The organism is Streptomyces sp. NPDC001848 (assembly GCF_042891915.1).
Taxonomy (GTDB): domain Bacteria; phylum Actinomycetota; class Actinomycetes; order Streptomycetales; family Streptomycetaceae; genus Streptomyces.
Genome location: NZ_JBIATP010000022.1, coordinates 35,883 through 58,537, shown reverse-complemented (window position 1 = coordinate 58,537; position 22,655 = coordinate 35,883). Strand labels below are relative to the sequence as shown.

Here is a 22,655-nt window from a genome sequence, read left to right as displayed (position 1 = left end):
ATGCCTCTGTAACCGCGCGGACACCCGGCATGGCGCGCTTGGCGGAGCCGTTACGCTGGATGCGTGGCAGTCGTCGATGTATCCGAAGAGCTCAAGTCCCTCTCCTCGACCATGGAGTCGATCGAGGCCGTTCTGGACCTCGACAAGATGAGGGCAGACATCGCCGTGCTCGAGGAGCAGGCGGCCGCGCCGTCCCTCTGGGACAACCCGGACGAGGCGCAGAAGATCACCAGCAGGCTCTCCCACCTCCAGGCCGAGGTGCGGAAGGCGGAGGCCCTGCGCGGCCGGATCGACGACCTCGGTGTGCTCTTCGAGCTCGCCGAGGCCGAGGACGACCCGGACACCCGCGCCGAGGCCGAGGCCGAGCTCGTCTCGGTCAAGAAGGCGCTGGACGAGATGGAGGTGCGGACGCTCCTCAGCGGCGAGTACGACGCCCGCGAGGCGCTGGTCAACATCCGTGCCGAGGCCGGTGGCGTCGACGCCGCCGACTTCGCCGAGAAGCTGCAGCGCATGTACCTGCGCTGGGCCGAGCGGCACGGTTACAAGACCGAGGTCTACGACACCTCGTACGCCGAAGAGGCCGGGATCAAGTCGACGACGTTCGCGGTCCAGGCCCCGTACGCCTACGGCACCCTCTCCGTCGAGCAGGGCACCCACCGGCTCGTCCGCATCTCCCCCTACGACAACCAGGGGCGGCGCCAGACCTCCTTCGCCGGCGTCGAGGTGCTCCCCGTCGTCGAGCAGTCCGACCACGTCGAGATCGACGATTCCGACCTCCGGGTCGACGTCTTCCGTTCCTCCGGCCCCGGCGGCCAGGGCGTCAACACGACCGACTCCGCCGTACGCATCACGCACCTGCCCACCGGCATCGTGGTCACCTGCCAGAACGAGCGGTCCCAGATCCAGAACCGGGCCTCCGCCATGAACGTCCTGCAGGCCAAGCTCCTTGAGCGCCGCCGCCAGGAGGAGCAGGCCAAGATGGACGCCCTCAAGGGCGACGGCGGCAACTCCTGGGGCAACCAGATGCGTTCGTACGTCCTGCACCCGTACCAGATGGTGAAGGACCTGCGCACCGACTACGAAGTCGGTAACCCCGAGGCCGTCTTCAACGGCGAGATCGACGGGTTCATCGAAGCCGGAATTCGCTGGCGCAAGCAGCAGGAGAAGTAAACCGGCCGCGGTCGGCCCGGCACCGCCGAAATCCGGCCGCGCAAAACAGCGTTTTGTCGACAAGGCAACTGCACCTTCTCCAGAGGCAGTTGCCTTGTCTGTCTCCGGATGTCTGGGTTTTACATCACACTCACAGCCCCGCTTCTCCCGTAAAAGACGCGTTATCGGACATCGCGCGCGCAACGGCCTTGACGTTGCTTTGAAAAATCGGAAGGGTAAAGCGCGGCATGCGTATATCTGGGGCGCATGTGAACCGGGGGGCTCGCTCAACAGCACAGTCGTCCCCGAGTGCCGTGGCCCCGGACGCTGCTCCAATGACGATCAGCTACTGGGGGTAGCAGCCTGATGACCAAGAAGACGCGGATCCGGGTGGCGCGGATAGCAGCCGGTGCGGTGATCGCCGCCGGTGCGTCGCTGACCGCCGCGGGTGCCGCCTCGGCGCTCGACATCAAGATCGGCGCGAGCGCCGACCAGAACGGTATCGGTGCCGGCCTGAGTGTCAACGACGACCCGACCGACGGGAGCACCGGTATCCCGACCGCTCCGGTGACCCCGCCCACCGACTCGGGCCAGCCGACCGACCCGGGCCAGCCCACCGACCCCGGTCAGCCCACCGACCCGGGCCAGCCCACCGACCCGGGCCAGCCCACCGACCCGGGCCAGCCCACCGACCCGGGCCAGCCCACCGACCCCGGTCAGCCCACCGACCCGGGCCAGCCCACCGGCAACCCGACCGAGCCGACGGAGGAGCCCCCCTCCACCCCGCCGGCCGGCGGCAACGGCCACGGCGGCGGCAACGGCCACGGCGGCGGCAACAACACCAACCCGGACGGCGGCAACAGCCCCGTCCAGCAGGGCAAGGGCTCCTCGGTCCTGACCGACACGGGCTCGGCCAGCGGTACCACCGACACCTCCGCCCAGGCCAGCGGCAAGCAGCTGGCCGAGACCGGTGCCGGCCAGACCGCGTTCCTGCTGGTGGGCGCCGCCACGATGATCGCCGGCGGTATCGGCTTCCGGGTGCTGCCGCGCATGATCAACGGCCGCGGCGGGGTCGCCGCCTGAGCGAGGGGCGTACAGCCTCACCCGCAGGTGTGAGCCATCCGTGAGACACGTGGGAAGGGCCCGGGGCGGCATCGCCCCGGGCCCTTCCCGTACGTTCCGTCGTCCCCCGCTACGTTCCGTCTTCCCCGCTCCGCTACGCCGTCTGGTGCGCCAGCAGCGCCACCGCCGCGACCAGCACGGCCACCAGGGCGATCAGCGCCGCAGGCGTCAGCCCTGACCACGGGTTCTCCTGCTGAAGGCGCTCCCGGCTGGCGCGGCACACGGGACAGCGGCCCTCGCTCACGGGCGCCGCGCAGTTCGCGCACACCAATCGGTCGTACGTCATGCGCCTCGCCCTCCTCGTGCCGCTTACGGGTACACAACGTTTGCGGGGACCCAACGGTTCCCACTCCACTGTGCCAGGTTCCACGAGCCGCTGCGCGGGCTCGGCCGGACCCGTGGTCGTGGAGGGCGTCACAGCGCGCCTCCGTACCCCGCAGGGCTATGACAAAACGTGCATCTCTCGCACAACCACGACCGGCGACTGCGCTCCTGTACCCGGTTCGCGTATGGTCACGCTCACCTACCCCCGACGGCCCGTGGTGCATCCGTGATCCGATTCGACAACGTCTCCAAGGTCTACCCCAAGCAGACCCGCCCCGCACTCAGGGATGTCTCCCTCGAGGTGGAGAAGGGCGAGTTCGTCTTCCTCGTGGGGTCCTCCGGCTCCGGAAAGTCCACCTTCCTGCGGCTGATCCTCCGCGAGGAGCGGTGCAGCACAGGGCAGGTGCACGTCCTGGGCAAGGACCTCGCCCGCCTCTCCAACTGGAAGGTGCCGCAGATGCGCCGCCAGCTGGGGACGGTCTTCCAGGACTTCCGGCTCCTGCCGAACAAGACGGTCGCCGAGAACGTGGCGTTCGCGCAGGAGGTCATCGGCAAGTCGCGCGGCGAGATCCGCAAGTCCGTGCCCCAGGTGCTCGACCTCGTCGGGCTCGGCGGCAAGGAGGACCGGATGCCCGGCGAGCTCTCCGGCGGTGAGCAGCAGCGCGTGGCCATCGCGCGGGCCTTCGTCAACCGGCCCAAGCTGCTGATCGCCGACGAGCCCACCGGCAACCTCGACCCGCAGACCTCCGTCGGCATCATGAAGCTGCTCGACCGGATCAACCGGACGGGCACGACCGTCGTGATGGCGACCCACGACCAGAACATCGTGGACCAGATGCGCAAGCGCGTCATCGAGCTGGAGAAGGGCCGCCTCGTCCGCGACCAGGCGCGCGGCGTCTACGGCTACCAGCACTGAGTTCCACGGAAAGGCTTGAACAGACGCCATGCGCGCGCAGTTCGTACTGTCGGAGATCGGTGTCGGTCTCCGCCGCAATCTGACGATGACCTTCGCGGTGATCGTCTCGGTGGCCCTCTCGCTGGCCCTGTTCGGCGGGTCGCTCCTGATGAGCGATCAGGTCAACCAGATGAAGGGCTACTGGTACGACAAGGTCAACGTCTCGATCTTCCTGTGCAACAAGAGCGACGCGGAGTCCGACCCGAACTGCTCCAAGGGCGCGGTCACCCAGGAGCAGAAGGACCAGATCCTCACCGACCTGAAGAAGATGTCGGTCGTCGAGAAGGTCACCTACGAGTCCCAGGACGAGGCCTACAAGCACTACAAGGAGCAGTTCGGCGACTCCCCGCTGGCCAGTTCGCTCACCCCGGACCAGATGCAGGAGTCGTACCGCATCAAGCTGAAGAACCCGGAGCAGTACCAGGTCATCGCGTCCGCCTTCAACGGCCGGGACGGCGTGCAGTCGGTGCAGGACCAGAAGGGCATCCTGGACAACCTCTTCGGCCTGCTCAACGGCATGAACTGGGCCGCCCGAGCGGTCATGGCGATGATGCTGGTCGTCGCGTTGATGCTGATCGTCAACACCGTGCGCGTCTCCGCGTTCAGCCGTCGTCGTGAGACCGGCATCATGCGTCTGGTCGGTGCCTCCGGCTTCTACATCCAGGCGCCGTTCATCATGGAGGCCGCGGTCGCCGGGCTCATCGGCGGCACCCTCGCCTGCGGATTCCTGCTGATCGCGCGGTACTTCATCATCGACCACGGCCTCGACCTGTCCCACAAGCTCAACCTGATCAACTTCATCGGCTGGGACGCCGTCCTGACCAAGCTGCCGCTGATACTGGCCACGAGCCTGCTGATGCCGGCGCTGGCCGCGTTCTTCGCGTTGCGCAAGTACCTGAAGGTGTGACGCATGCCAATGGGGGCGTACGGGCAACCGCCCGTACGCCCCCATGCGTTGTCCTAGACTCACCGGCATGTCAGGCCGTGACCTGTTCTGTCAGCCCCGTCGCATCCGCCACGGGGCGGCCCTGACGTTGGTCTTCACGAGTGTCCTCGTCGCCGGCGCCGCGACCGGATCGTTCGACGGAAGCGACGCGAAGAAGCCCTCCACGGAGTCGGTGGCCCCGACCGGGCACGACGACGTCACCGAGGCCGCCGAGCGGGCGATGGCCGACGGCAAGTCCCCGATGGAGGCCGCCGAGCGCGCGGTCAGCCGCAGCGGCGACCGGTGGAGCGCCGTCTACTCCCAGGGGGAGTACGAGGAGTTGGAGGAGTCCCTCGACGGCCAGTACACCGGCGTGGGGCTGTCGGCCCGGCGGGAGAGCGACGGGCGGATCGAGGTCACCCGGGTGCAGCCCGGCGCGCCCGCGGCCCGCGCCGGGATCCGCAGGGGCGACCTGCTGCGCAGCGTCGACGGTGAGGACGTCACCGGCAGGCCCGTCACCGAGGTCGTCTCCCTGCTCCGCGGCGACGCCGACGACGCGGGGGCCGGCTCCCGGGTGCGGCTCGGGCTGCAGCGCGGCACGCACACCTGGAGCGAGGTGCTGCGCCGGGCCCGGCTGTCCACAGACTCGGTGACCGTGCGCCGGCTCGCCCGGGGCATCACCCTGATCAAGGTCACCGCGTTCACCAAGGGCTCCGGCGACCGCGTCCGGGACGCCGTCGACCGGGCGCCCGAGGGTGGCGGGATCGTGCTCGACCTGCGCGGCAACTCCGGCGGATTCGTCGCCGAGGCCGTCACCGCCGCGTCCGCCTTCCTCGACGGCGGGCTGGTGGGGACCTACGACGTCGACGGCGACCAGCGCGTGCTGCGCGCCGATCCGGGCGGCGACACCGCCAGACCCCTGGTCGCGCTCGTCGACGGCGGCACGATGAGCGCGGCCGAGCTGCTCACCGGTGCCCTCCAGGACCGCGGCCGGGCGGTCGTCGTGGGCACCCGCACCTTCGGCAAGGGCTCCATCCAGATGCCGAGCCGCCTGCCCGACGGCTCCGTCGCCGAGCTGACCGTGGGCCACTACCGCACCCCCGCGGGCCGCAGCGTCGACGGCCGTGGCATCACCCCCGACCTGGAGGCCGACGACGGGGCGCTGCAGCGGGCCGAGACGGTGCTCAGCGGCCTGGGCCACGCCTCCTAGCGACGCGCCGCGACGCCACGTAATCGACTTCCCCGCACACCCCCCTGTAGTGCGAAAATGGGCGGCACTATGGCTAAGGAAAAAGGGCGCAAGCTGATCGCGCAGAACAAGAAGGCGCGGCACGACTACCACATCCTCGACACCTACGAGGCCGGTCTCGTCCTCATGGGCACCGAGGTGAAGTCGCTGCGCCAGGGGCGGGCCTCGCTGGTCGACGGCTTCGTGCAGCTGGACGGGCACGAGGCGTGGCTGCACAACGTGCACGTGCCGGAGTACAGCCAGGGCACCTGGACCAACCACAGCGCCCGCCGCAAGCGGAAGCTGCTGCTGCACCGCGACGAGATCGACAAGCTGGAGTCCAAGGCGCAGGAGACGGGTCACACGATCGTGCCCCTGTCCCTGTACTTCAAGGACGGCCGCGCCAAGATCGAGATCGCGCTGGCGAAGGGCAAGAAGGAGTACGACAAGCGGCAGACGCTCCGCGAGAAGCAGGACCGCCGCGAGGCGGAGCGGGCGATGTCGGCGGTGCGCCGCCGACAGCGGGCGTGAGCGGGAACACGGGCGGGTGCCGGGGAGCGCGGGGTGTGACCCGGGAACAATCGGGCACCCGGTGGTGTTGAACCCCTTGAAACGACGGGGTGACCGCCGGGAATACGCTGGCGACGGGATGCGTTGATCCCGTACGATGGCATCCGCACCGCGCAGCCGGTGCGAGTCCCTCCCCGCGAGGGGCGCTGATTGAAAAAACAACATGGGGATGATCGGTTTCGACAGCGGCTGTCGAAGCAGGGGAAGCGTGTCGAGGAAGCGGCCATGATCTCGTAAACCACAGGCCGAAAAAAATAATCGCCAATTCCAAGAGCGATCTCTCCCAGGGCCAGCTGGCCCTCGCTGCCTGATCAGGTAGCGAGCAGCGGCTGCCCTACTTAAAGGGAGTGTCAGCCCGGGGATGTTCCCGACCCGGATCCTGGCATCAGCTAGGGAACTAAACCTTGATCCCGGTCACGGGGTGAAGAGGGAAAACACACAGTGACTGAGCCCGTCGGAGACTTGTCCGCGTGATCTCCGGGGCCGAGAAAAGCACAGCGGACTGCACACGGAGAAGCCCTGATTCTTCACCGTTGGACGCGGGTTCGATTCCCGCCATCTCCACGATCGGGAGGCCACCCGCCTCCTGAACCCCATGTGGGCCAGGCCCCGTCGCTTCCGAGCGGCGGGGCCTTTGCCGTGCGCGGCTGCGGGCGACGTATGCGGCGTCGCCCGAGCGGCTCCGGATACGTCAGGACGCGAGGGCGTCGGCCGCGGTGGGCTCCCAGACGGTGATCGAGGGCGCGTGGACGTAAGCCTGCACGGGGATCCGGATGGTGTCCCCGCCGTCGAGCCGCACGGAGAGCGTGGTGGTGCGGGTTCCGGTGCCGGGGGCGTCCTGCCGGTCCAGGAAGACGCCCTCGTAGTTCGCCTGGCCCGGCTTCAGGATGGTGGGTCCGCCGCCGATGCCGTCCGGGGTGGCGGCCTTGATCCGGCCGTCGAACGTGACGAGCCCGATGATCCCGAGGTCGCAGGGGCTGCCGCTGGTGTTCCTGGCCGTGATCAGCAGGTGGTTCAGGGGGCGGGACACCGGGGCGGCGGTGACGGTGAGCCGGTCGGCCCGGCAGTACGGAGTCCGCCCGCTCCCCGACGCCGGCGCGGAGTGGTGGGCGCCGCCCGTCGTGGCGGTCCTCCCCGTGCCGCCCTTCGCCGTGGTGCCGCCGCCGGCCGAGGCGTCCGCCCGCGGTGTGCCGGTGGCGGGCGACGCGGACGCGGTCGAGGACCCGCCCGGGGACGGGGCGGCGGCGGAGGAGGACGGCGTGGAGCCGGCGGCCGACGTGGTGCCGTTGCAGCCGACAAGGGCGACGGAGCCGAGGGCGAGTGCGGCGGCGGTGGTGAGCATGCGCGTGGCGGACATGGGTTCTCCCGTTGGTGGTTCGCTCGGTGGCCGGACCCGATGGACCGGCCGCTGCACCGAACTGTGGGGTGAGGTTCGTCCCAGTCGCCACGTCCGCCGGGGAATCGGGAACCCTGGAACGCTTTCGCACACTCTCACCAGGGGAAACGGCAAGCCCTGGAACGCCGTTCCGGGATGGGGGAGGGCGGAGATGAGCCGGGAGACGGACGAGTTGGCGGAGCTGCTCCGCGCACTCAAGGAACGGTCCGGGCGCAGTTACGGCGCTCTTGGCAAACGGCTGCACGTCAGCACGTCCACGCTGCACCGTTACTGCAACGGCACGGCGGTGCCGAGCGAGTACGCGCCGCTGGAGCGCTTCGCCCGGGTCTGCGGCGCGCGTGCCGAGGAGCTGGTCGACCTGCACCGCCGCTGGATCCTGGCGGACGCGTCACGCCGCCGGGATCGCTCCGCCGATGGCGGGTCGACTGCTTCCGAGGGGTCCACGACATCTGCCGAGTCCGCCGTCGCGGCTCGGGCGACGGACCAGGAGGCCGGCCCGGTGGGGAGTGCCGAGTCCGAGGAGAGCACCGCCGATGCGACCGGGACCTCGGGAGGTGTCCGGACCGGCGAGGCCCTTGCCCTGGGGCACGAGTCCGCCGTTGGCCAGGAAGCCGCGCCCGGACCGCAGCCCGATCTCCCCCGGGACGCCGCGCCGGGCCGGGAAACCGCCCGCACCTCCCGGTTCCGCCGCCCCCGGTTGCTGATCGCCGCGGTCGCGGTGACCGTCGCCGCCGTCGCCGTGCCGACCGCCGTCATCGCCGCCGGGGATCCCACCTCGCCCTCCCGGCACCCTGCCGCGAACGTGACCGGCGACGGGTCGGACGCCCCAGCCCCCCAGGGCACCGGCACCGCCGCCACCCGCGCCGGTACGGAGGCCCCCACCCGTTCCGCGTCCTCGTCCGCCACCGCGTCCGCCGGCAGGGCCGCCGCGGGATCCCCCAGTCCGTTCCGCTCGGAGACCTCGTCCGCCTCACCCCCCTTTCACGTCAACGTCCTGACCAACAACTGGGACAGCCCCTGTGACCAGTGGTTCCTGCTGAACAGGGCGCCCGGCACGGTCACCCCGCCCCCCGCGAGCCAGGCCACCGACGGCTGGGCCGCCGCACTGGGCGCCGTTCCGGCCGGGCATCTGCGGTTGCAGGTGACGGTGCAGGGCAGCAGCAGCCAACCCGTCGTGCTGCACGCGCTCTACGTCCGCATGGCCGGCACCCGCAAGGCTCCGGCGGGGAACGCGTACACCATGGGATCGGGATGCGGCGGCGACCTCGCCCCGGCGTCCTTCGCCGTCGACCTCGACGCCCAGGCCCCGAGTGCCCGACCGGTGCCGGGGCACGAAGGGAACATCAAGGCACGGGCCACGGACTTCCCCTACAAGGTGTCCGCCGACGACCCCGAAGTGCTGAACATCGACGCGTCCACGGTCGCGCAGGACGTCGACTGGTACCTCGATCTCAGCTGGAGCAGCGGCGACCGCCAGGGCACGGCCCGTATCGACGACCACGGCAGGCCGTTCCGCACCGCGGGCATGCGCGGTGACAAGCAGTACTGGTACGACGCGGGCGGCGCGCACGCCTGGGTTCCGTACGGCTCCTAGCGGCTCCTGGCCGCATCCCGCACACAGGCGGTGCGCTTGTTGTGGTGCCCCATCCCATATCGGCGGGACGCCTCTGTTCCTACGGTCCCGGCATGACGCACACCAGAGCCGCACGTCGCTTCTTCGTCCTGGCGAGTCTCCTGGTCGCCCTCCTCGCCGCCTTCCTCACACCGGGCACCGCCGCGGCGGCCACCCTTGAGGAAGTCACCGGGTTCGGGAGCAACCCCGGTGCCCTGCGCATGTTCCGGTACGTCCCCGGTGGGCTTCCTGCCGGGCGGCCCGTGGTCGTCGCGCTGCACGGGTGCACGCAGGACGCCGCCGGGTACGGCACCGGCAGCGGGTGGATGCAGCTCGCCGACCGGTGGGGGTTCTCCGTGGTCCTGCCGCAGCAGCAGTCCGCCAACAATCCCTCGAACTGCTTCGACTGGTTCCAGAGCGGAGACATCGAGCGCGGCCGGGGAGAGGCCGCGTCGATCGCGCAGATGGTCGACCGGCAGCTCGCCGACGTCTCCGGTGACCCCGGGCGGGTGTACGTCACCGGGCTGTCGGCGGGCGGTGGCATGACCGCCGTGATGATGGCGACGTACCCGGAGAAGTTCGCCGCGGGCGGGATCGTGGCCGGGCTGCCGTACGGGTGCGCGCAGGCCGCGGGGTCGCCGTATGTCTGCATGTACGTCGGCGCGACCCAGACCGCCAGGCAGTGGGGCGACCGGGTGCGGTCCGCGCGCCCGGGGTACGGCGGGCCGTGGCCGACGCTCACGGTCTTCCAGGGGACGGCCGACTACACCGTGAAGCCCGTCAACATGACCGACCTGGTGAAGCAGTGGACCGATGTGCACGGCGCCGACCAGACGGCGGACGCCGAGGACACCGTCGCCGGGTATCCCCACCAGGTCTTCCGGGACCCGTCCGGGAACGCCGTCGTGGAGACGTACAGCATCACCGGCATGGGGCACGGCCAACCCGTCGACCCCGGCAGCGGGAGCGCGCAGTGCGGGGCGGCCGGTTCCTACTTCCTGGACGTCAACCTGTGCGCCGCCTACCGGCTCGGGCGGGCCTGGGGGCTCGGCTGAGCCGGTGCGCGGACGAGGCCCTGCCGGTCCAGCTCGCGGATGATGCGGGTCAGGTCCGCGGGAGCCGCCGCGAGGCGGACCGGCTTGCCCGCGTCGTCGAGTTCGGCGATGTGCCAGCTTCCCGGGACGGTGTCGCCGTCGTCGCCCCGGGCACGCCGTACGTTCCTGAGGGTGAGCCTTTCCACCGGGAGGTCCTTCGCCGCGAACCGGCCCGGGCCGGGGTGGGGAGTCACCGCGGGCCGACCGCCCCCGAGCACGATGTGGGTGCCGAAGCCGTGCGGGTTGTAGTCGGTGTGTTCCAGGAAGCGGGCGGCCAGAAAGACTTCCCCGTCGTCCTCTCCCGGTTCGTCACTTGCCGCTGCTTGGGGCGGACGGATGCGCGTGGCGCGCCAGGCCCAGGTGAACAGGCCCGCTGTCACCAGCGAGCCCGCGACCGCCCAGACGATCGCCACGGGAGAGGTGAACAGGGTCGTCGGGTGCCGGTGGCAGAGCGGCAGCAGCCACAGGGCCGTGCCGACGAGCGCACCGACGAACGGAAGGTCCGACGGCAGGAGCTCGTCGTCGGGCAGTCGGCGTCCGCGCACGCGCAGCAGCAGCCGGGCCCCGGGGAAGCCCGCGGCGAGGGCGAGGACGGCCGCGAGCACGGCCGGCTCACCGGCGGTGGTGATGTGCTCTCGCCACACGTAGTGCTCCCCGGTGACCTCCCTCACCTCGCCGCGCCAGACGGTCAGTTCCACGCTGTCGCCGGCCTGGAACCCTTCGGCGGCCTCGGGCGACACCTCAAGCTGCTTCAGCGGCCGGCTGTCGGCGAAGTACAGCCGGCTGCGCTGCTTGGGCTGCCTGGCCTCGGTCCGCGCGATCACCGCCCGCAGCGTTGTCAGGCAGTTGTCGCGGTCGGCGGCGGGCGTCGCCCCGGTGCACGGGGCGGCCGACCTCCACGCCCGGTCGTACGACGCGACGCCCGGCACCAACCACGCGACGACGCCCGCGCCCGCGAGCAGCAGCGCGCACACGATCAGCGACCCGGCCCAGGGGCGCCCCGCGGTGCGGTACGAGACGACGGTGACGTGGCTCGACTCCGGGCTTCCGTGGCGGCGGTGCAGGGCGCGGAGTGCTCTCAGGGTCGCGTCGAAGTCCGGGTCGCGGGAGGCCATGCTCCTCGGCAGGGGCAACATTCGCCTGTGTCTGTCGCGCAGCAGCAGGCTGACACGACGAGCGTCCTGGAACCGCGAGCTCTTCGAGCGCTTCAGGACCACGCGCAGGTCGGCGATGTCGCTCCACGGCACGCTCCGGCGGCGCAGCAGCGTCCGGGAGTGCACGCCGTACGCGTCGGCGTGCACCTGAGCGGTGACCCAGTGGAGCGCCGCGATGCCCATGAGCGCCGCCAGGAGGCCGATGCCCGCCCAGGCATCGAGCAGCGTGCCCGTGTCGGCCAGGCGTACCGCGACCAGGGCCGCACCGGCCACGCCGAGTCCCACGAAGAACCACAGGGTGCGCTTCCCGCGGGGGCGGCAGGACACTTCCGAGGCATTGGTCATACGCCGCAGCGTGCCGCGGTCCGGGCTGTGCGTGCCTGTGTGCGCCGCGGCAGATTTCCGGCGATCGACACTGCCGACGCATGGCAAGGACGGACACCGGACACCGGAAGCCGTTGCCGAACCGCCTCATATCGCACATGCCTGTCAAGGGTGAACTGACTGGCATATGACGGGTGTTATGGCGATACGATCAGCGGGCGCACTGAACGCGCCCTCCTTCCAAGGACGTTCCGGCCCCACGCCTTCGGGGCCCGGCCCGAGCCTGAAGGCGGCAGTCAACGGGATCTTGGCTGCCTCGTCCGTAAGGAGGGCGCCGATGGGGCGCCACCGGAAGGAAAAACCGAAGACGAAGCCTCTGCGCACACGGATCGCCGCGGTGATCCGGGAGTTCTGAAGGTGGTTCAACGGTCGGTGACCGGGAGCCCTCACCAAAGCTGAGGGCTCCCGGTCGGTAACCGCCTATCGGTGATCGGGGTCCCCGCTTGGCATACCGGTCCGGGCGGGGGCCTCCCCACGATGGAACCACACCGGGTGCCCCAGCGGCACGGCAAGCGGGAGGAACGGTTGAACGCGTCCGCACTGCTCCTCGGGACTCTGGCCTACCTCGCGCTCGGCATGGCCTTCCTCGGCGCGGTCGACTGCATGCCGGGCAACCTCCTCGGAGAGCTCGGCGGGGACGCGGACGACCTCGACTTCAACCGTCACCTCCTGGTCGCCCTGGCGATCCTGTGGGCCGCCCAGCTCGTCCTGTGGCCCCTGGCCGCCGTCGTGCACACGGCCACCTACCTGCACTACTTCGGACACCGGCTCATGTGCCACCCGTTGATGGACTGCACCGACGAAGACGGCTGGTACGGCTCCGACATCTGCGGCCGCCGCCCCCTCGCCTGGGTCGTCCGCCGCTGACCCCGCTCGGTGATATCCCGTTGCCGGCCCAGGAGCCAGGCCATACGGTCAGCGGCATGACCTTACGTCTTCGCATGCGGCAAGCCCTCCCGGAAGCGATGCGTGCCCGCGACAAGGTCGCGGTGAGTGCCCTGCGCGCCACGCTCGCCGCGTTGGACAACGCCGGGGCCGTGCCGGTGGGCGAAGCCGAACTGCGCGGCACAGCCCTCGAGGAGTCGCCGGTCGGTGTCGGTGTCGCGGAGGCACAGCGGCGCGAGCTGAGCGAGCGACACGTGGCGGACATCGTGCGGGCCGAGGTCACCGAGCGGCTGGAGGCCGCGGACCAGTTGACCACTCCCCGGCATGCCGACCGAGCCTCGCAGCTGAGAGCGGAGGCCGCCGTGCTGCTTCATTTCCTCGAGGAGCCGGACGCCACCTGAGACGCGTGCGCCGCATACCGGCTCGGGTGAGCCGGTACGCGGTCAGGAGCGTCAGCGAAGCGTGAACGTCGACAGCCGCAGCCCCTTGCTCAGCACCAGGTACACGTTCGTACGACCCTTCGCTGCCGTCAGCGGAGCCGTCACCGTGTCGTACGTGTACGGCGACGCCGCCCCGTCGAAGCGTGCCGTGCCCACCAGCCTGCCTGTCGGTGAGCCCAGCCGTACCTCCAGCGTTCCGGCCGCGCCCGCCAGGCGCGCCGTCAGCGTCGAAGTCCCCGACCCCAGCCGCGTGTCCGCGAACTTCAGCCACGCCCCGTCCGCGGTGGCCGCCACCGCCGTGCCGCTCGCCTTCGACTCGTCCACCAGGCTGACCGCGTTGTAGTCGTCGAAGTTCTCCGCCCGCGTCACCGCGGAGAGGTCGCGGGGCGGGACCGTCTCGCCCCGTACCTTCAGCGACGTCCGCGCGCGGATGTCCGACGACGACGCACCGACCATCACGTCGTACGTCCCCGTCTCCACCACCCACTTCGAGCGGGTGACGTCCCAGTGTGCGAGGTCGGAGTCCCGCAGCTGCAAACGGACCGTCTTCGTCTCGCCCGGCTTCAACGACACCCGCGCGTACGCCTTCAGCTGCTTCAGCGGCTGCTTGTCACGGGACTCCCGCTGGTGGACGTACAGCTGGACGACCTCGTCACCGGCCCGTCGGCCCGTGTTGGTGACCGGCACCTCGTAACCGTCGGCCGTCCGCCTCGGAGCGCCGTAGCGGAACGTCGTGTACGACAGCCCGTAGCCGAAGGGGTAGAGCGGCTGCCCCTTGTAGTAGAGGTACGTCCGGTTCGACTTGATGATGTCGTAGTCCAGGATCGAGGGGAGGTCGGACTCCGAGCGGTACCAGGTCTGCGTCAGGCGGCCCGCCGGGTTCGCGTCGCCGTACAGCAGGTCGGCCAGCGCGTTGCCCGTCTCCTGGCCCGCGTGCGTCGTCCACAACAGGGCCGGGACCTCCTTCTGCAGAGCGCCCAGCGTGGTGGGGTAGCTGTTCTCGACCACGACCACCGTCTTCGGGTTCGCCCTGCGCACCGCCCTGACCAGCGCCTCCTGCGAGGGTGCCAGGCCCATGTCCGTACGGTCGTGGGCCTCACGCCCGTTGATCGCCGGCATCGAGCCGACGACCACCACGGCCGTGTCCTTGCCCTTCACCGCCGCCACCGCGTCGTCGACCCCGCTGCGCACCACGTCCTTCGCGTAGTGCGCGGCCTTGTCCTTGGCCACCAGGCCGAGCGTGCCGTCGGCGTTCACCGGGCCCAGGTACACCGGGTTCGACCACCAGGACTCGCCGGTCTCGTAGCCCGCGTACCGCAGCAGGTACGTTCCGTCGTCCTGCCGTTCCAGCTTGAACTGCTGTTGCACGTACCAGCCGTTCGGCTGCGTCTGGTCGTTGACGAAGTTCGACCAGTTGTAGCCGACGTACTTCCCGTTCGCGGCCGAGCGGAGGGTGACGACTCCCGAGCCCCAGTCGAACACGTCGAACTGTGCGCCGGCACCGTTCTCCGTCGTCTCCTTCAGCGGCGCTCCCGCGTCCCCGGCCCCGGCGGTCACGTACTTCCCGGTCGCCGTGTCCTTCAGCGCGATCCGGTCCACGCCCTCGCTGCCGGCCACCGAGGTGCCGAGCTTCGCCTCGACGCCGTCCTTCGGCGTCACCGCGTACGGCAGGCTCCCCGAGTACCAGTCCGTGTAGAGGGTGTCGGCGAGCGGGCCGACCACCGCGGCGCTCCCCGACTTCCGCAACGGCAGCGCGCCGTCGTTCTTCAGCAGCACCGCCGCCTCCGTCGCCGCCTTGCGGGCCAGCGCGCGGTGTGCCGGGCTGTCGATGACCGATGCGTCGACGGAGCCGTACTTCCCGCCGCCCGGGTCGAACTCACCCAGCCGGACCCGGATGCTCAGCACATGCCGCGCTGCCGCGTCCACGTCCGACTCCTTCAACAGGCCCGAGGCCAGCGCGGACTTGATCGCCGTCGTTGTCGGCCCGGAGTCCGTGTCGTTGTCCGTGAAGCTGTCGATGCCCGCCTTCAGCGCCGCCGCGTCCGCCTCGGTCCGGGTGCCGTAGTACTTCTGGCTGCCGACCAGGTTGCCGGGCGCGTAGGCGTCCGTGACGTTCAGCAGGTCCTGCGAGGTCCAGGTGCGCACGGTGTCGTTCAAGGCCGGATTCACCGTGTTCGGGCGGCCGTTGACGAGGTTGTACGAGGACATCACACCCGTTGCCGCGTTCGCCTCGATCGCGGGCTTGAACGCCTGCTCGTCGTACTCCTTCAGCACGCGCGGGCGTAGTTCGGAGGACGTGGTGTCGCGGTGCTCCTCGTTGTTGTTCGCGAGGAAGTGCTTGATCGTGGGTGCTGTCTTCAGGTGGTCGGGGTCGCCGCCGGTCAGGCCCGTGCCGTAGGCCGTGGAGATCGAGCCGGTGAGGTACGGGTCCTCGGAGTAGCCCTCCTCGTTGCGGCCCCAGCGCGGGTCCCGCAGCAGGTTGACCACGGGCGCCCACAGGTTGAGGCCCCAGCCGGCCGGCCGTTGCTGCTGGAAGCCGCGCGCCTCGTCGCCGACCGCCGAGCCGACCTGGCGGATCAGCGTCGGGTCCCAGGTGGAGGCGAGGCCGATCGCCTGGGGGAAGACCGTGGCCTTGCCGAGCCAGGCCACGCCGTGCAGGGCCTCGGTGCCGGTGCGGAACGACTGGATGCCGAGGCGGGGGATGGCGGGCTCGTACTGGTGGAGGAGGGAGATCCTCTCGTCCAGGGTCAGACGGGAGAGGAGGTCGTCGACGCGCTTCTCGACGGGAAGGTTCGGGTCGCGGAAGGGGTGGGCGGGGTCGCCCGCATGGGCGGGGACGGTGGCGCCGAGTCCCGCGATCAGCGCGAGTGCCACGGCCAGGGTGGTTCTGCGTCTGCCACGCGTGCCTTTCATGCCACGGCTCCTTCGGTCAGGGCCTTGCAAGGTGACGAATTCGATGAAATTCCAATGAATTGCGGGGGTTCAGGGCGCGGAGCGTGGTGCGGTGCTCGCGCGGTGGGTCAGGTGCGGTGCCAGCAGCGTTGCCTCCGGCACCTGGGCGCGGCTCAGCTTCTTCATCAGCAGATCCACCGCCCGCTCACCCACCTCGGCGGATGGGATGGCGACGGAGGTGACCGGCACCCTGGCCCGTGCGGCCTGCTCGTCCGGGCAGATCGCGGTGACCGACAGGTCGGCCGGGACGCGCAGGCCCAGCGACTCGAAGGCGTCGATCAGCGGCTCCAGGGCGGCCTCGTTGTGCACGACCACGCCCGTCAGCGCGGGCTGCTCGCGCAGCAGCTGCTCGGCGATCACGCGTGCGGCGGCCGGCGTGGCCTCGCACGGGTGGACGGATGAGGCGAGCCGGTGCCGGTCGGCCGCCGCCGTGAACCCGTGTACGACGCGCTGTGCGAACCCGGTCTCCCGCACATACACCTCCGGTGGTGACCCGACCAGCGCCACCACCCGGTGCCCGAGCGCCGCCAGATGCTCGACGCACAGCTCGCCCGCCGCCGTGAAGTCGAGGTCTATACAGGTGAGCCCCCGCGCGGACGCCGGAAATCCGATCAGTACGGACGGCCGGTCCAGGGCCCGCAGCAGCGGCAGCCGCGCATCGTGCAACTGGACGTCCATCACGATCAGCGCGTCCACCAGGGCCGTGTCCGCGACCCGGCGCAGCCCCTCATCGCCCTCCTCCTGGGTGAGCAGCAGCACGTCGTGGTCGTGCCGGCGCGCGGCCGTCACCACCGAGACCGCGAACTGCATCACCACGGGGACGTTGATCCCGGCGCGCAGCGGCGTCACCAGCGCCAGCACGTTGGACCTGCTGCTGGCCAGCGCCCGGGCGCCGGCGTGGGGGCGGTAGCCCAGCTCGCGGATGGACGCCTCGATGCGCCGCCGGGTCTCCTCGGAGATGGGGCGTTTGCCGCTGAGGGCGTACGAGACGGTGCTGGGGGACACGCCCGCGTGCCGGGCCACATCCGTGATCTTGACCATGGTCAGTCCAGTTCCAGGGTGAGGAAGCCGGTGCCCGCCGCCGCGCGGGCGGTGCGTTCCCCGCTGGCCAGGGCCCAGGGCGCCCGAGGATCACTGCAGGAGGCCCGCAGCGTCTTGCCCTCCCGGACGACGGTGAAGGTCACGTCCCCGACCGGCACCGTCACCTGCGCGCCCTGCTCCAGCCCGAACGCGCGCAGGGTGACCCCGTCGGCGTGCGGATAGTCGGGGCGGTCGTCCACCGCGCCGACCGGAATCACCGCGCCCGGCCTGACCAGCAGCGGAACGCTGGAGAACCCGTGCCGCTCGCGCACCCAGCGCGGCCCGGTCACCGTCCGCCCGGTCAGGAAGTGGGTCCACTCGCCCTCGGGCACGTAGTAGGAGACGTCACCCTCGTCGCTGAAGACCGGTGCGACCAGCAGGTCGGGGCCGAGCATGTACTGCCGCTCCAGGTGCGCGCACCCGGGGTCGTCCGGGAACTCCAGCACCATGGCCCGCATCATCGGCACGCCCTCGGCCTGGGCGGAGCGCGCGGCCTCGTACAGGTACGGCATCAGACGGAGCTTCAGCCTGGTGAAGTGCCGCAGCACGTCCACGGACTCCTCGTCGAACAGCCACGGCACCCGGTAGGAGGAGCTGCCGTGCAGCCGGCTGTGCGAGGACAGCAGTCCGAAGGCGAGCCACCGTTTGAACAGGGCCGGGGTCGGGGTGCCCTCGAAGCCACCGATGTCATGGCTCCAGAACCCGAAGCCGGACAGGCCGAGGCTGAGCCCGCCGCGCAGCGACTCGGCCATCGACTCGTAGGTGGCCTCGCAGTCGCCGCCCCAGTGCACGGGGAACTTCTGACTGCCCGCGGTCGCCGAGCGGGCGAAGACCACGGCCTCGCCCTCGCCGCGGTGCTTGCGCAGCACCTCGAAGACGGTCCGGTTGTACAGATACGTGTAGTAGTTGTGCATCCGCTCCGGGTCCGAGCCGTCGGCGTAGGCCACGTCGACCGGGATGCGCTCCCCGAAGTCGGTCTTGAAGCAGTCGACGCCCTGGGCGAGCAGGGCCTCCAGCTTTGATGCGTACCAGTCCCGAGCGGCCGCACTCGTGAAGTCGACCAGCGCCATGCCCGGCTGCCACAGGTCCCACTGCCACACACTGCCGTCCGGCTTCTTCAGCAGATGGCCGAGCGCCTTGCCCTCGGCGAAGAGGGGGGAGCGCTGCGCGATGTACGGGTTGATCCACACGCACACCCGCAGCCCCCGCTCCTTCAGGCGGACCAGCATGCCCTCCGGGTCGGGGAACACCCGCGGGTCCCACTGGAAGTCGCACCAGTTGAACTCGCGCATCCAGAAGCAGTCGAAGTGGAAGACCGAGAGCGGCAGTTCGCGCTGCCTCATGCCGTCGATGAAGGAGGTGACGGTGGCCTCGTCGTAGGAGGTGGTGAAGGACGTCGACAGCCACAGCCCGAACGACCAGGCGGGCGGCAGGGCCGGGCGGCCGGTGAGGGCCGTGTACTTGCGCAGGATGTCCTTGGGGGTGGGGCCGTAGATGACGTAGTACGTCAACTGCTGGCCCTCCACACTGAACTGCACCCGGGACACCGCCTCCGAGCCGACCTCGAAGGACACCTTGCCCGGGTGGTCGACGAAGACGCCGTAGCCCGCGTCCGTCAGATAGAACGGGACGTTCTTGTAGGCCTGTTCGGTGGCCGTGCCGCCGTCGGCGTTCCAGATGTCGACGACCTGGCCGTTCTTCACCAGCGGCCCGAAGCGTTCACCGAGGCCGTAGACCGAGGTGCCGACCCCCAGGTTGAGCTGTTCACGCAGGTAGTGGGCGCCGTCGGCGTCCCGCATGATGCCCATGTTCTTGGGGCCGCTGGTGGTCAGGGTGCGGCCGTGGGCGAGGAAGTCGACGTGCCAGGGCCCGCTGCGGGCGACGCGGACGGACAGGGCGCCCGAGGTGAGGGTGGCGGTCTCCTCGTCGTACTCCGCGTGGGGGGTGAAGTCGTCGTCCGGGTGCAGGTCGAATCGCGGCCCCCGGGGCTGCTCGCCCTGGAAGTGCGTGAAGGTCAGCCCGATGACGTCCGGCATCGGCGCATGGGCGCTCATCGTCACGACCGGTCCCTTCAGCAGGTCGCCGCGGTGGCGGATGGGCTGGGTCGGGGCATGGATCTCCAGCGCCCCCGGGGGCGCGGTCACGTCCAGGACCTGCACCGGGTGGGCCGCGGTGACGCCTTCGCGCAGCAGCCAGTAGCCGTCGGTGAACTTCACGCGCGTACCCCCTACTTGACGGCACCCACGGCGATGCCGCGGGTGAGAGTCCGCTGGAAGACCAGGAAGAAGACGATGGCGGGCAGGACGCCCAGCAGAGCCGCCGCGTTGGTCATCGTGGCGTCCATCAGGCGCTGGCCCTGGAGCACACCGAGTGCCACCGACACCGTCTGGTTGTCGTTGGAGATCAGCATCACCAGGGGCAGCAGGAACTCGTTCCACGTCCAGATGAAGAAGAAGACGAGCAGCACACCGATCGTGGGACGGCTGACCGGGACCACGATCCGCCACAGCACCTGCCACTTGTTCGCCCCGTCGATCCGGGCCGCCTCGATGATCTCGCGCGGGAACTGCCCGAGGACCGAGGAGAGCAGATACGTGCCGAACGCCGCCTGGATCACCGTGAAGACGATGATCACGCTCAACCGGGTGTCGTACAGGCCGGCCTGCTTGCTCAGGTAGTACAGCGGGTAGACCAGCGCCTCCTGCGGCAACACGTTGGCCAGCACGAAGAAGGCCAGCACCCAGGTGCGGCCCTTGATGCGGCCGATGCCGATCGCGTACGCGTTCAGCACGGACAGCACCGCCGCCAGGACGGCCACCGAGCCGCTGATCAGCACGGAGTTGAACAGCTTCCGGCCGTAGTCGACGCGCTGCCAGAAGTCCTTCAGCCCGTCCAGGTACAGGCCCTTCGGCAGGCTCAGCGGCCCGTGCTGGGAGTACTCGGCCGGGGACTTGACCGCGTTGACCACGACGATCAGGAACGGCAGCACCATGAACAGGGCGCCGATGCACAGGGCGATCAGCACCGGGTAGCGACGTAGGGCGGCTGTCATGCGCGGGCCCCTTCCTCGGCGTCCTCGGCGCGGGTCTGGAGCTTCAGGCCCACCATCGCGAGGACGAGGATGATCACGGTGAGGACGGTGGAGATCGCGGCGCCGTACCCGGCCTGCGTCTTCTCGAAGAAGGTGGTGAAGGAGAAGTAGGAGGGGACGTCGGTCGCCCCACCGGGGCCGCCCTTCGTCAGCACGTACACCGCGCCGAACACCTTCAGCGCCGCGACCGTGCACCAGGTCAGCACCACGTAGATCTCCGGCCTGATCTGCGGCAGCGTGATGTGCCAGAAGCGGCGCCACCAGCCGGCGCCGTCCAGTTCGGCCGCCTCGTACAGCTGCGGGTCGACGCGCTGGAGCCCCGCCATGAAGACGACGAGCGGGAAGCCGAGCTGCACCCACACCATCACCCCCATCACGCTGTACAGGGCGATGTCCGGGTCACCGAGCCAGTCCTGTTGCCAGGAGCCGAGGCCGACGGCCTTCAGCAGTGCGTTGAGCGAGCCGTTGTCGGGGGCCAGGATCCAGCTCCAGACGATGCCGGCCACCGCGACCGGCAGCACCTGCGGCAGGTAGAAGCAGGCTCGCAGGACGGCGGCCACCTTGCTGCCGAAGTGCTTGCCGACGTAGTCGAACAGCGCGGCGGCGAGGACGAGTCCGATCATCGTCGGGACGACCGCCATGGCGACGACCATGAACAGGCTGTGCCGGAACGACGCCCAGAACTCGCTGTCGTCGAGGAGCCGGCGGTAGTTGTCGAGGCCGGTCCACTTCGGTGAGCCGATGCCGCTCCACTCGGTGAAGCTGACCCCCGTGTTCATCAGGAACGGGACGATGATCACGGCGAGGAACGCGAGCACGCCGGGGAGCAGGAAGAGCGCGTACGACGTCTGGGGGCGGGGGCGGCGCGGGCCGGTGTGCGGGCGCTCGCCGACGGCCCGCGCGCCCCGTTCGACGGTGACCGTCATTGCTTCGGCGCGCCCTGGTCGTACGCCTTCTGCAGCGCGCTGAGACAGGCGTCCGGCTGCTCACTGCCCGTGATCAGCTTCTGTGTCTCGGAGACGAGGGTGTCGTAGAAGCCGGGGACGGGCCAGTCGGGGTAGAAGGCCAGGCCGTCGCGCTGCGAGAGGGTGTTGAAGTTCGCGATGAGGGTCTTGGCCTGCGGGTCGGTGATGGCGTTCGGGTCGGCCGCGACCGGGACGCCGCCCTTGTTGCCCAGCAGGTTCTGGATCTTCGGCGACATGGTGATGTCGATGAAGTCGTAGGCGAGGTCCTTGTTCTTGGCGCCCTTGGGCACGACCCAGAGGTTGCCGCCGGACCCGAGGGTGAGGTCGGAGCCGGGCCAGAGCATGGTGCCCCAGTCGAACTTGTTCTCCGCCTTGAAGCGCCCGTACCACCAGCTTCCGCTGAACAGGATCGGGTTCTTGCCCTGGATGAAGGCCACACCCGCGTCCTCGGCCTTGGTGCCGCTGGACGTCTTGCTGATGTAGCCCTTCTTCACCCAGTCGGCGAACGTGGTCGCGCCGTACGTCCAGGCCGCGTCGTGGAAGTCGGTCCTGCCCTTGTACAGCTCGTACTTGTCGACCCAGGAGCGGTCGGCCTTCGACAGCGCCAGCTGGTACAGGTACTGCTGGGCCATGTACTCGGCGCCGGCGTTGGCGAGCGGGGTGAGGCCCTTGGCGACGAACTTGTCCATCGCGGCGGTCAGGTCGTCGAACGTCTTCGGCTCGGCGATCCCGTACTTCTTGAACAGGTCCTTGTTGTAGAAGACCATGGTGTACTCGGCGTAATTGGGGACTCCGTACCACTTGCCGGAACCCATGACGCCGTTCGCGTCGTACTGACTGGTGGTCTTCACGCCCGCGCTGAGCTTCTTGTCCCAGCCGCGCCTGGTGACCTCGGGGGTCAGATCGGTGAGAAGTCCCTGCTTGGACAGCAGGCCCGCCGTCGCGTTGCCCTTGTTGTACTCCATGATGTCGGGCGCGTCGGAGGAGTTGAGCACCATGGGCGCGGTCTTCTGGATCTGTTCGAAGCCCTTCTCCTCGAACGTCACCTTCACGCCCGGGTGCTTGGCCTCGAACTCCTTGATGGCCTCGTTCCAGGCGGCGCCCATCGCGCTGTCCGGGCCCTCGTAGTGCCAGAGCCTGAGCGTCTTGCCGTCGGAAGAACCGCTGTCCGAGCCACCGCAGGAGGCCAGGAGCAGGGACCCGGACAGGACCACCGCGGCCGTCGCCACCACACGTCGTCGTGCCGTCAACATCCAGTGCCTCCAGGGGAGTCGGATGGGTATCGGAGGCATCACGCACCGTCCATCGAATCGTTTCGATGCGTGATGT

At 69.9% G+C, this 22,655-nt stretch carries 19 protein-coding genes and 1 other RNA gene; 11 read left to right on the top strand and 9 right to left on the bottom strand.

The genetic code is table 11. The features are described 5' to 3' along the window. The first annotated feature begins 63 nt into the window (after positions 1 to 63). Both prfB and ACFYZJ_RS34080 read left to right on the top strand, forming a co-directional pair. A complete protein-coding gene (gene prfB / locus ACFYZJ_RS34085) occupies positions 64 to 1,170 on the top strand; it encodes a peptide chain release factor 2 (protein WP_388574738.1) in 1,107 nt (368 codons plus the stop codon). Between the two features lie 345 nt (positions 1,171 to 1,515). After that, the gene (locus ACFYZJ_RS34080) at positions 1,516 to 2,232 is read left to right on the top strand and encodes a hypothetical protein (RefSeq protein WP_388574735.1); all 717 of its coding nucleotides are present in this window, start codon (positions 1,516 to 1,518) and stop codon (positions 2,230 to 2,232) included. A gap of 133 nt (positions 2,233 to 2,365) precedes the next feature. Here ACFYZJ_RS34080 and ACFYZJ_RS34075 read toward each other — a convergent pair whose 3' ends face one another. Beyond that, positions 2,366 to 2,557, bottom strand: a complete 192-nt coding sequence (locus tag ACFYZJ_RS34075) for a hypothetical protein (protein WP_388574732.1) — start codon at positions 2,555 to 2,557, stop codon at positions 2,366 to 2,368. Positions 2,558 to 2,821: 264 nt separating this feature from the next. On the opposite strand from ACFYZJ_RS34075, the gene ftsE reads away from it, so the two are divergent. The 5 genes from ftsE to ssrA all read left to right on the top strand — a co-directional run bounded on the left by ftsE (position 2,822) and on the right by ssrA (position 6,840). Further along, positions 2,822 to 3,511 (top strand): cell division ATP-binding protein FtsE, encoded by a 690-nt coding sequence (gene ftsE / locus ACFYZJ_RS34070; RefSeq protein ID WP_103841080.1) that lies wholly within the window; start codon positions 2,822 to 2,824, stop codon positions 3,509 to 3,511. Between the two features lie 28 nt (positions 3,512 to 3,539). Next, on the top strand, positions 3,540 to 4,457 hold the full coding sequence (gene ftsX / locus ACFYZJ_RS34065) for a permease-like cell division protein FtsX (protein WP_388574729.1): 918 nt from the start codon (positions 3,540 to 3,542) through the stop codon (positions 4,455 to 4,457). 67 nt (positions 4,458 to 4,524) lie between these two features. Beyond that, a complete protein-coding gene (locus ACFYZJ_RS34060; protein ID WP_388574726.1) occupies positions 4,525 to 5,685 on the top strand; it encodes a S41 family peptidase in 1,161 nt (386 codons plus the stop codon). Positions 5,686 to 5,754: 69 nt separating this feature from the next. Further along, positions 5,755 to 6,234: an SsrA-binding protein SmpB gene (smpB, locus tag ACFYZJ_RS34055; protein ID WP_103841074.1), complete on the top strand. Its 480-nt coding sequence runs from the start codon at positions 5,755 to 5,757 to the stop codon at positions 6,232 to 6,234. A 204-nt stretch (positions 6,235 to 6,438) separates the two neighbouring features. Then, positions 6,439 to 6,840, top strand: a transfer-messenger RNA (tmRNA) gene (gene ssrA, locus ACFYZJ_RS34050). 124 nt (positions 6,841 to 6,964) lie between these two features. Here the strand turns inward: ssrA and ACFYZJ_RS34045 are convergent. Next, positions 6,965 to 7,630, bottom strand: coding sequence for a hypothetical protein (locus ACFYZJ_RS34045; RefSeq protein WP_388574722.1), 666 nt, complete (start codon positions 7,628 to 7,630; stop codon positions 6,965 to 6,967). A gap of 190 nt (positions 7,631 to 7,820) precedes the next feature. Between ACFYZJ_RS34045 and ACFYZJ_RS34040 the strand changes: the two genes are divergently transcribed. Both ACFYZJ_RS34040 and ACFYZJ_RS34035 read left to right on the top strand, forming a co-directional pair. Next, positions 7,821 to 9,263, top strand: coding sequence for a helix-turn-helix domain-containing protein (locus tag ACFYZJ_RS34040; RefSeq protein WP_388574720.1), 1,443 nt, complete (start codon positions 7,821 to 7,823; stop codon positions 9,261 to 9,263). A 92-nt stretch (positions 9,264 to 9,355) separates the two neighbouring features. Then, positions 9,356 to 10,336 carry an alpha/beta hydrolase family esterase gene (locus ACFYZJ_RS34035; RefSeq protein ID WP_388574717.1) on the top strand — a complete coding sequence of 327 codons (981 nt, stop codon included), beginning with the start codon at positions 9,356 to 9,358 and terminating at the stop codon, positions 10,334 to 10,336. Here the strand turns inward: ACFYZJ_RS34035 and ACFYZJ_RS34030 are convergent. Further along, positions 10,303 to 11,874 (bottom strand): PH domain-containing protein, encoded by a 1,572-nt coding sequence (locus tag ACFYZJ_RS34030; RefSeq protein WP_388574714.1) that lies wholly within the window; start codon positions 11,872 to 11,874, stop codon positions 10,303 to 10,305. The two genes, ACFYZJ_RS34035 and ACFYZJ_RS34030, sit on opposite strands and share 34 nt — an antisense overlap. A 531-nt stretch (positions 11,875 to 12,405) precedes the next feature. Here ACFYZJ_RS34030 and ACFYZJ_RS34025 point away from each other — a divergent pair. Both ACFYZJ_RS34025 and ACFYZJ_RS34020 read left to right on the top strand, forming a co-directional pair. Beyond that, on the top strand, positions 12,406 to 12,780 hold the full coding sequence (locus tag ACFYZJ_RS34025) for a hypothetical protein (protein WP_388574712.1): 375 nt from the start codon (positions 12,406 to 12,408) through the stop codon (positions 12,778 to 12,780). Between the two features lie 98 nt (positions 12,781 to 12,878). Next, positions 12,879 to 13,199, top strand: coding sequence for a hypothetical protein (locus tag ACFYZJ_RS34020; RefSeq protein WP_388574845.1), 321 nt, complete (start codon positions 12,879 to 12,881; stop codon positions 13,197 to 13,199). A gap of 51 nt (positions 13,200 to 13,250) precedes the next feature. On the opposite strand, the gene ACFYZJ_RS34015 is transcribed toward ACFYZJ_RS34020, so the two are convergent. The 6 genes from ACFYZJ_RS34015 to ACFYZJ_RS33990 all read right to left on the bottom strand — a co-directional run bounded on the left by ACFYZJ_RS34015 (position 13,251) and on the right by ACFYZJ_RS33990 (position 22,579). Further along, a complete protein-coding gene (locus tag ACFYZJ_RS34015; protein ID WP_388574709.1) occupies positions 13,251 to 16,151 on the bottom strand; it encodes a glycoside hydrolase family 3 C-terminal domain-containing protein in 2,901 nt (966 codons plus the stop codon). Positions 16,152 to 16,220: 69 nt separating this feature from the next. Further along, positions 16,221 to 17,231: a LacI family DNA-binding transcriptional regulator gene (locus ACFYZJ_RS34010; RefSeq protein ID WP_388574707.1), complete on the bottom strand. Its 1,011-nt coding sequence runs from the start codon at positions 17,229 to 17,231 to the stop codon at positions 16,221 to 16,223. Positions 17,232 to 17,233: 2 nt separating this feature from the next. Beyond that, on the bottom strand, positions 17,234 to 19,486 hold the full coding sequence (gene yicI, locus ACFYZJ_RS34005) for an alpha-xylosidase (protein WP_388574704.1): 2,253 nt from the start codon (positions 19,484 to 19,486) through the stop codon (positions 17,234 to 17,236). A gap of 11 nt (positions 19,487 to 19,497) precedes the next feature. Continuing rightward, positions 19,498 to 20,322: a carbohydrate ABC transporter permease gene (locus tag ACFYZJ_RS34000; RefSeq protein WP_388574701.1), complete on the bottom strand. Its 825-nt coding sequence runs from the start codon at positions 20,320 to 20,322 to the stop codon at positions 19,498 to 19,500. Then, positions 20,319 to 21,287: a carbohydrate ABC transporter permease gene (locus ACFYZJ_RS33995; protein ID WP_388574699.1), complete on the bottom strand. Its 969-nt coding sequence runs from the start codon at positions 21,285 to 21,287 to the stop codon at positions 20,319 to 20,321. Before ACFYZJ_RS33995 ends, ACFYZJ_RS34000 begins: the two co-directional genes overlap by 4 nt. Then, a complete protein-coding gene (locus tag ACFYZJ_RS33990) occupies positions 21,284 to 22,579 on the bottom strand; it encodes an extracellular solute-binding protein (RefSeq protein ID WP_388574696.1) in 1,296 nt (431 codons plus the stop codon). Before ACFYZJ_RS33990 ends, ACFYZJ_RS33995 begins: the two co-directional genes overlap by 4 nt. Positions 22,580 to 22,655: the final 76 nt, after the last annotated feature.

Excerpts from the sequence above, each read along its gene's own strand:
- ACFYZJ_RS34080 (WP_388574735.1), top strand. The coding sequence starts at position 1,516 with ATGACCAAGAAGACGCGGATCCGGGTGGCGCGGATAGCAGCCGGTGCG.
- ACFYZJ_RS34075 (WP_388574732.1), bottom strand. The coding sequence starts at position 2,557 with ATGACGTACGACCGATTGGTGTGCGCGAACTGCGCGGCGCCCGTGAGC.
- ftsX (WP_388574729.1), top strand. The coding sequence starts at position 3,540 with ATGCGCGCGCAGTTCGTACTGTCGGAGATCGGTGTCGGTCTCCGCCGC.
- ACFYZJ_RS34060 (WP_388574726.1), top strand. The coding sequence starts at position 4,525 with ATGTCAGGCCGTGACCTGTTCTGTCAGCCCCGTCGCATCCGCCACGGG.
- smpB (WP_103841074.1), top strand. The coding sequence starts at position 5,755 with ATGGCTAAGGAAAAAGGGCGCAAGCTGATCGCGCAGAACAAGAAGGCG.
- ACFYZJ_RS34045 (WP_388574722.1), bottom strand. The coding sequence starts at position 7,630 with ATGTCCGCCACGCGCATGCTCACCACCGCCGCCGCACTCGCCCTCGGC.
- ACFYZJ_RS34040 (WP_388574720.1), top strand. The coding sequence starts at position 7,821 with ATGAGCCGGGAGACGGACGAGTTGGCGGAGCTGCTCCGCGCACTCAAG.
- ACFYZJ_RS34035 (WP_388574717.1), top strand. The coding sequence starts at position 9,356 with ATGACGCACACCAGAGCCGCACGTCGCTTCTTCGTCCTGGCGAGTCTC.
- ACFYZJ_RS34030 (WP_388574714.1), bottom strand. The coding sequence starts at position 11,874 with ATGACCAATGCCTCGGAAGTGTCCTGCCGCCCCCGCGGGAAGCGCACC.
- ACFYZJ_RS34020 (WP_388574845.1), top strand. The coding sequence starts at position 12,879 with ATGCGTGCCCGCGACAAGGTCGCGGTGAGTGCCCTGCGCGCCACGCTC.
- ACFYZJ_RS34015 (WP_388574709.1), bottom strand. The coding sequence starts at position 16,151 with ATGAAAGGCACGCGTGGCAGACGCAGAACCACCCTGGCCGTGGCACTC.
- ACFYZJ_RS34010 (WP_388574707.1), bottom strand. The coding sequence starts at position 17,231 with ATGGTCAAGATCACGGATGTGGCCCGGCACGCGGGCGTGTCCCCCAGC.
- ACFYZJ_RS34000 (WP_388574701.1), bottom strand. The coding sequence starts at position 20,322 with ATGACAGCCGCCCTACGTCGCTACCCGGTGCTGATCGCCCTGTGCATC.
- ACFYZJ_RS33995 (WP_388574699.1), bottom strand. The coding sequence starts at position 21,287 with ATGACGGTCACCGTCGAACGGGGCGCGCGGGCCGTCGGCGAGCGCCCG.
- ACFYZJ_RS33990 (WP_388574696.1), bottom strand. The coding sequence starts at position 22,579 with ATGTTGACGGCACGACGACGTGTGGTGGCGACGGCCGCGGTGGTCCTG.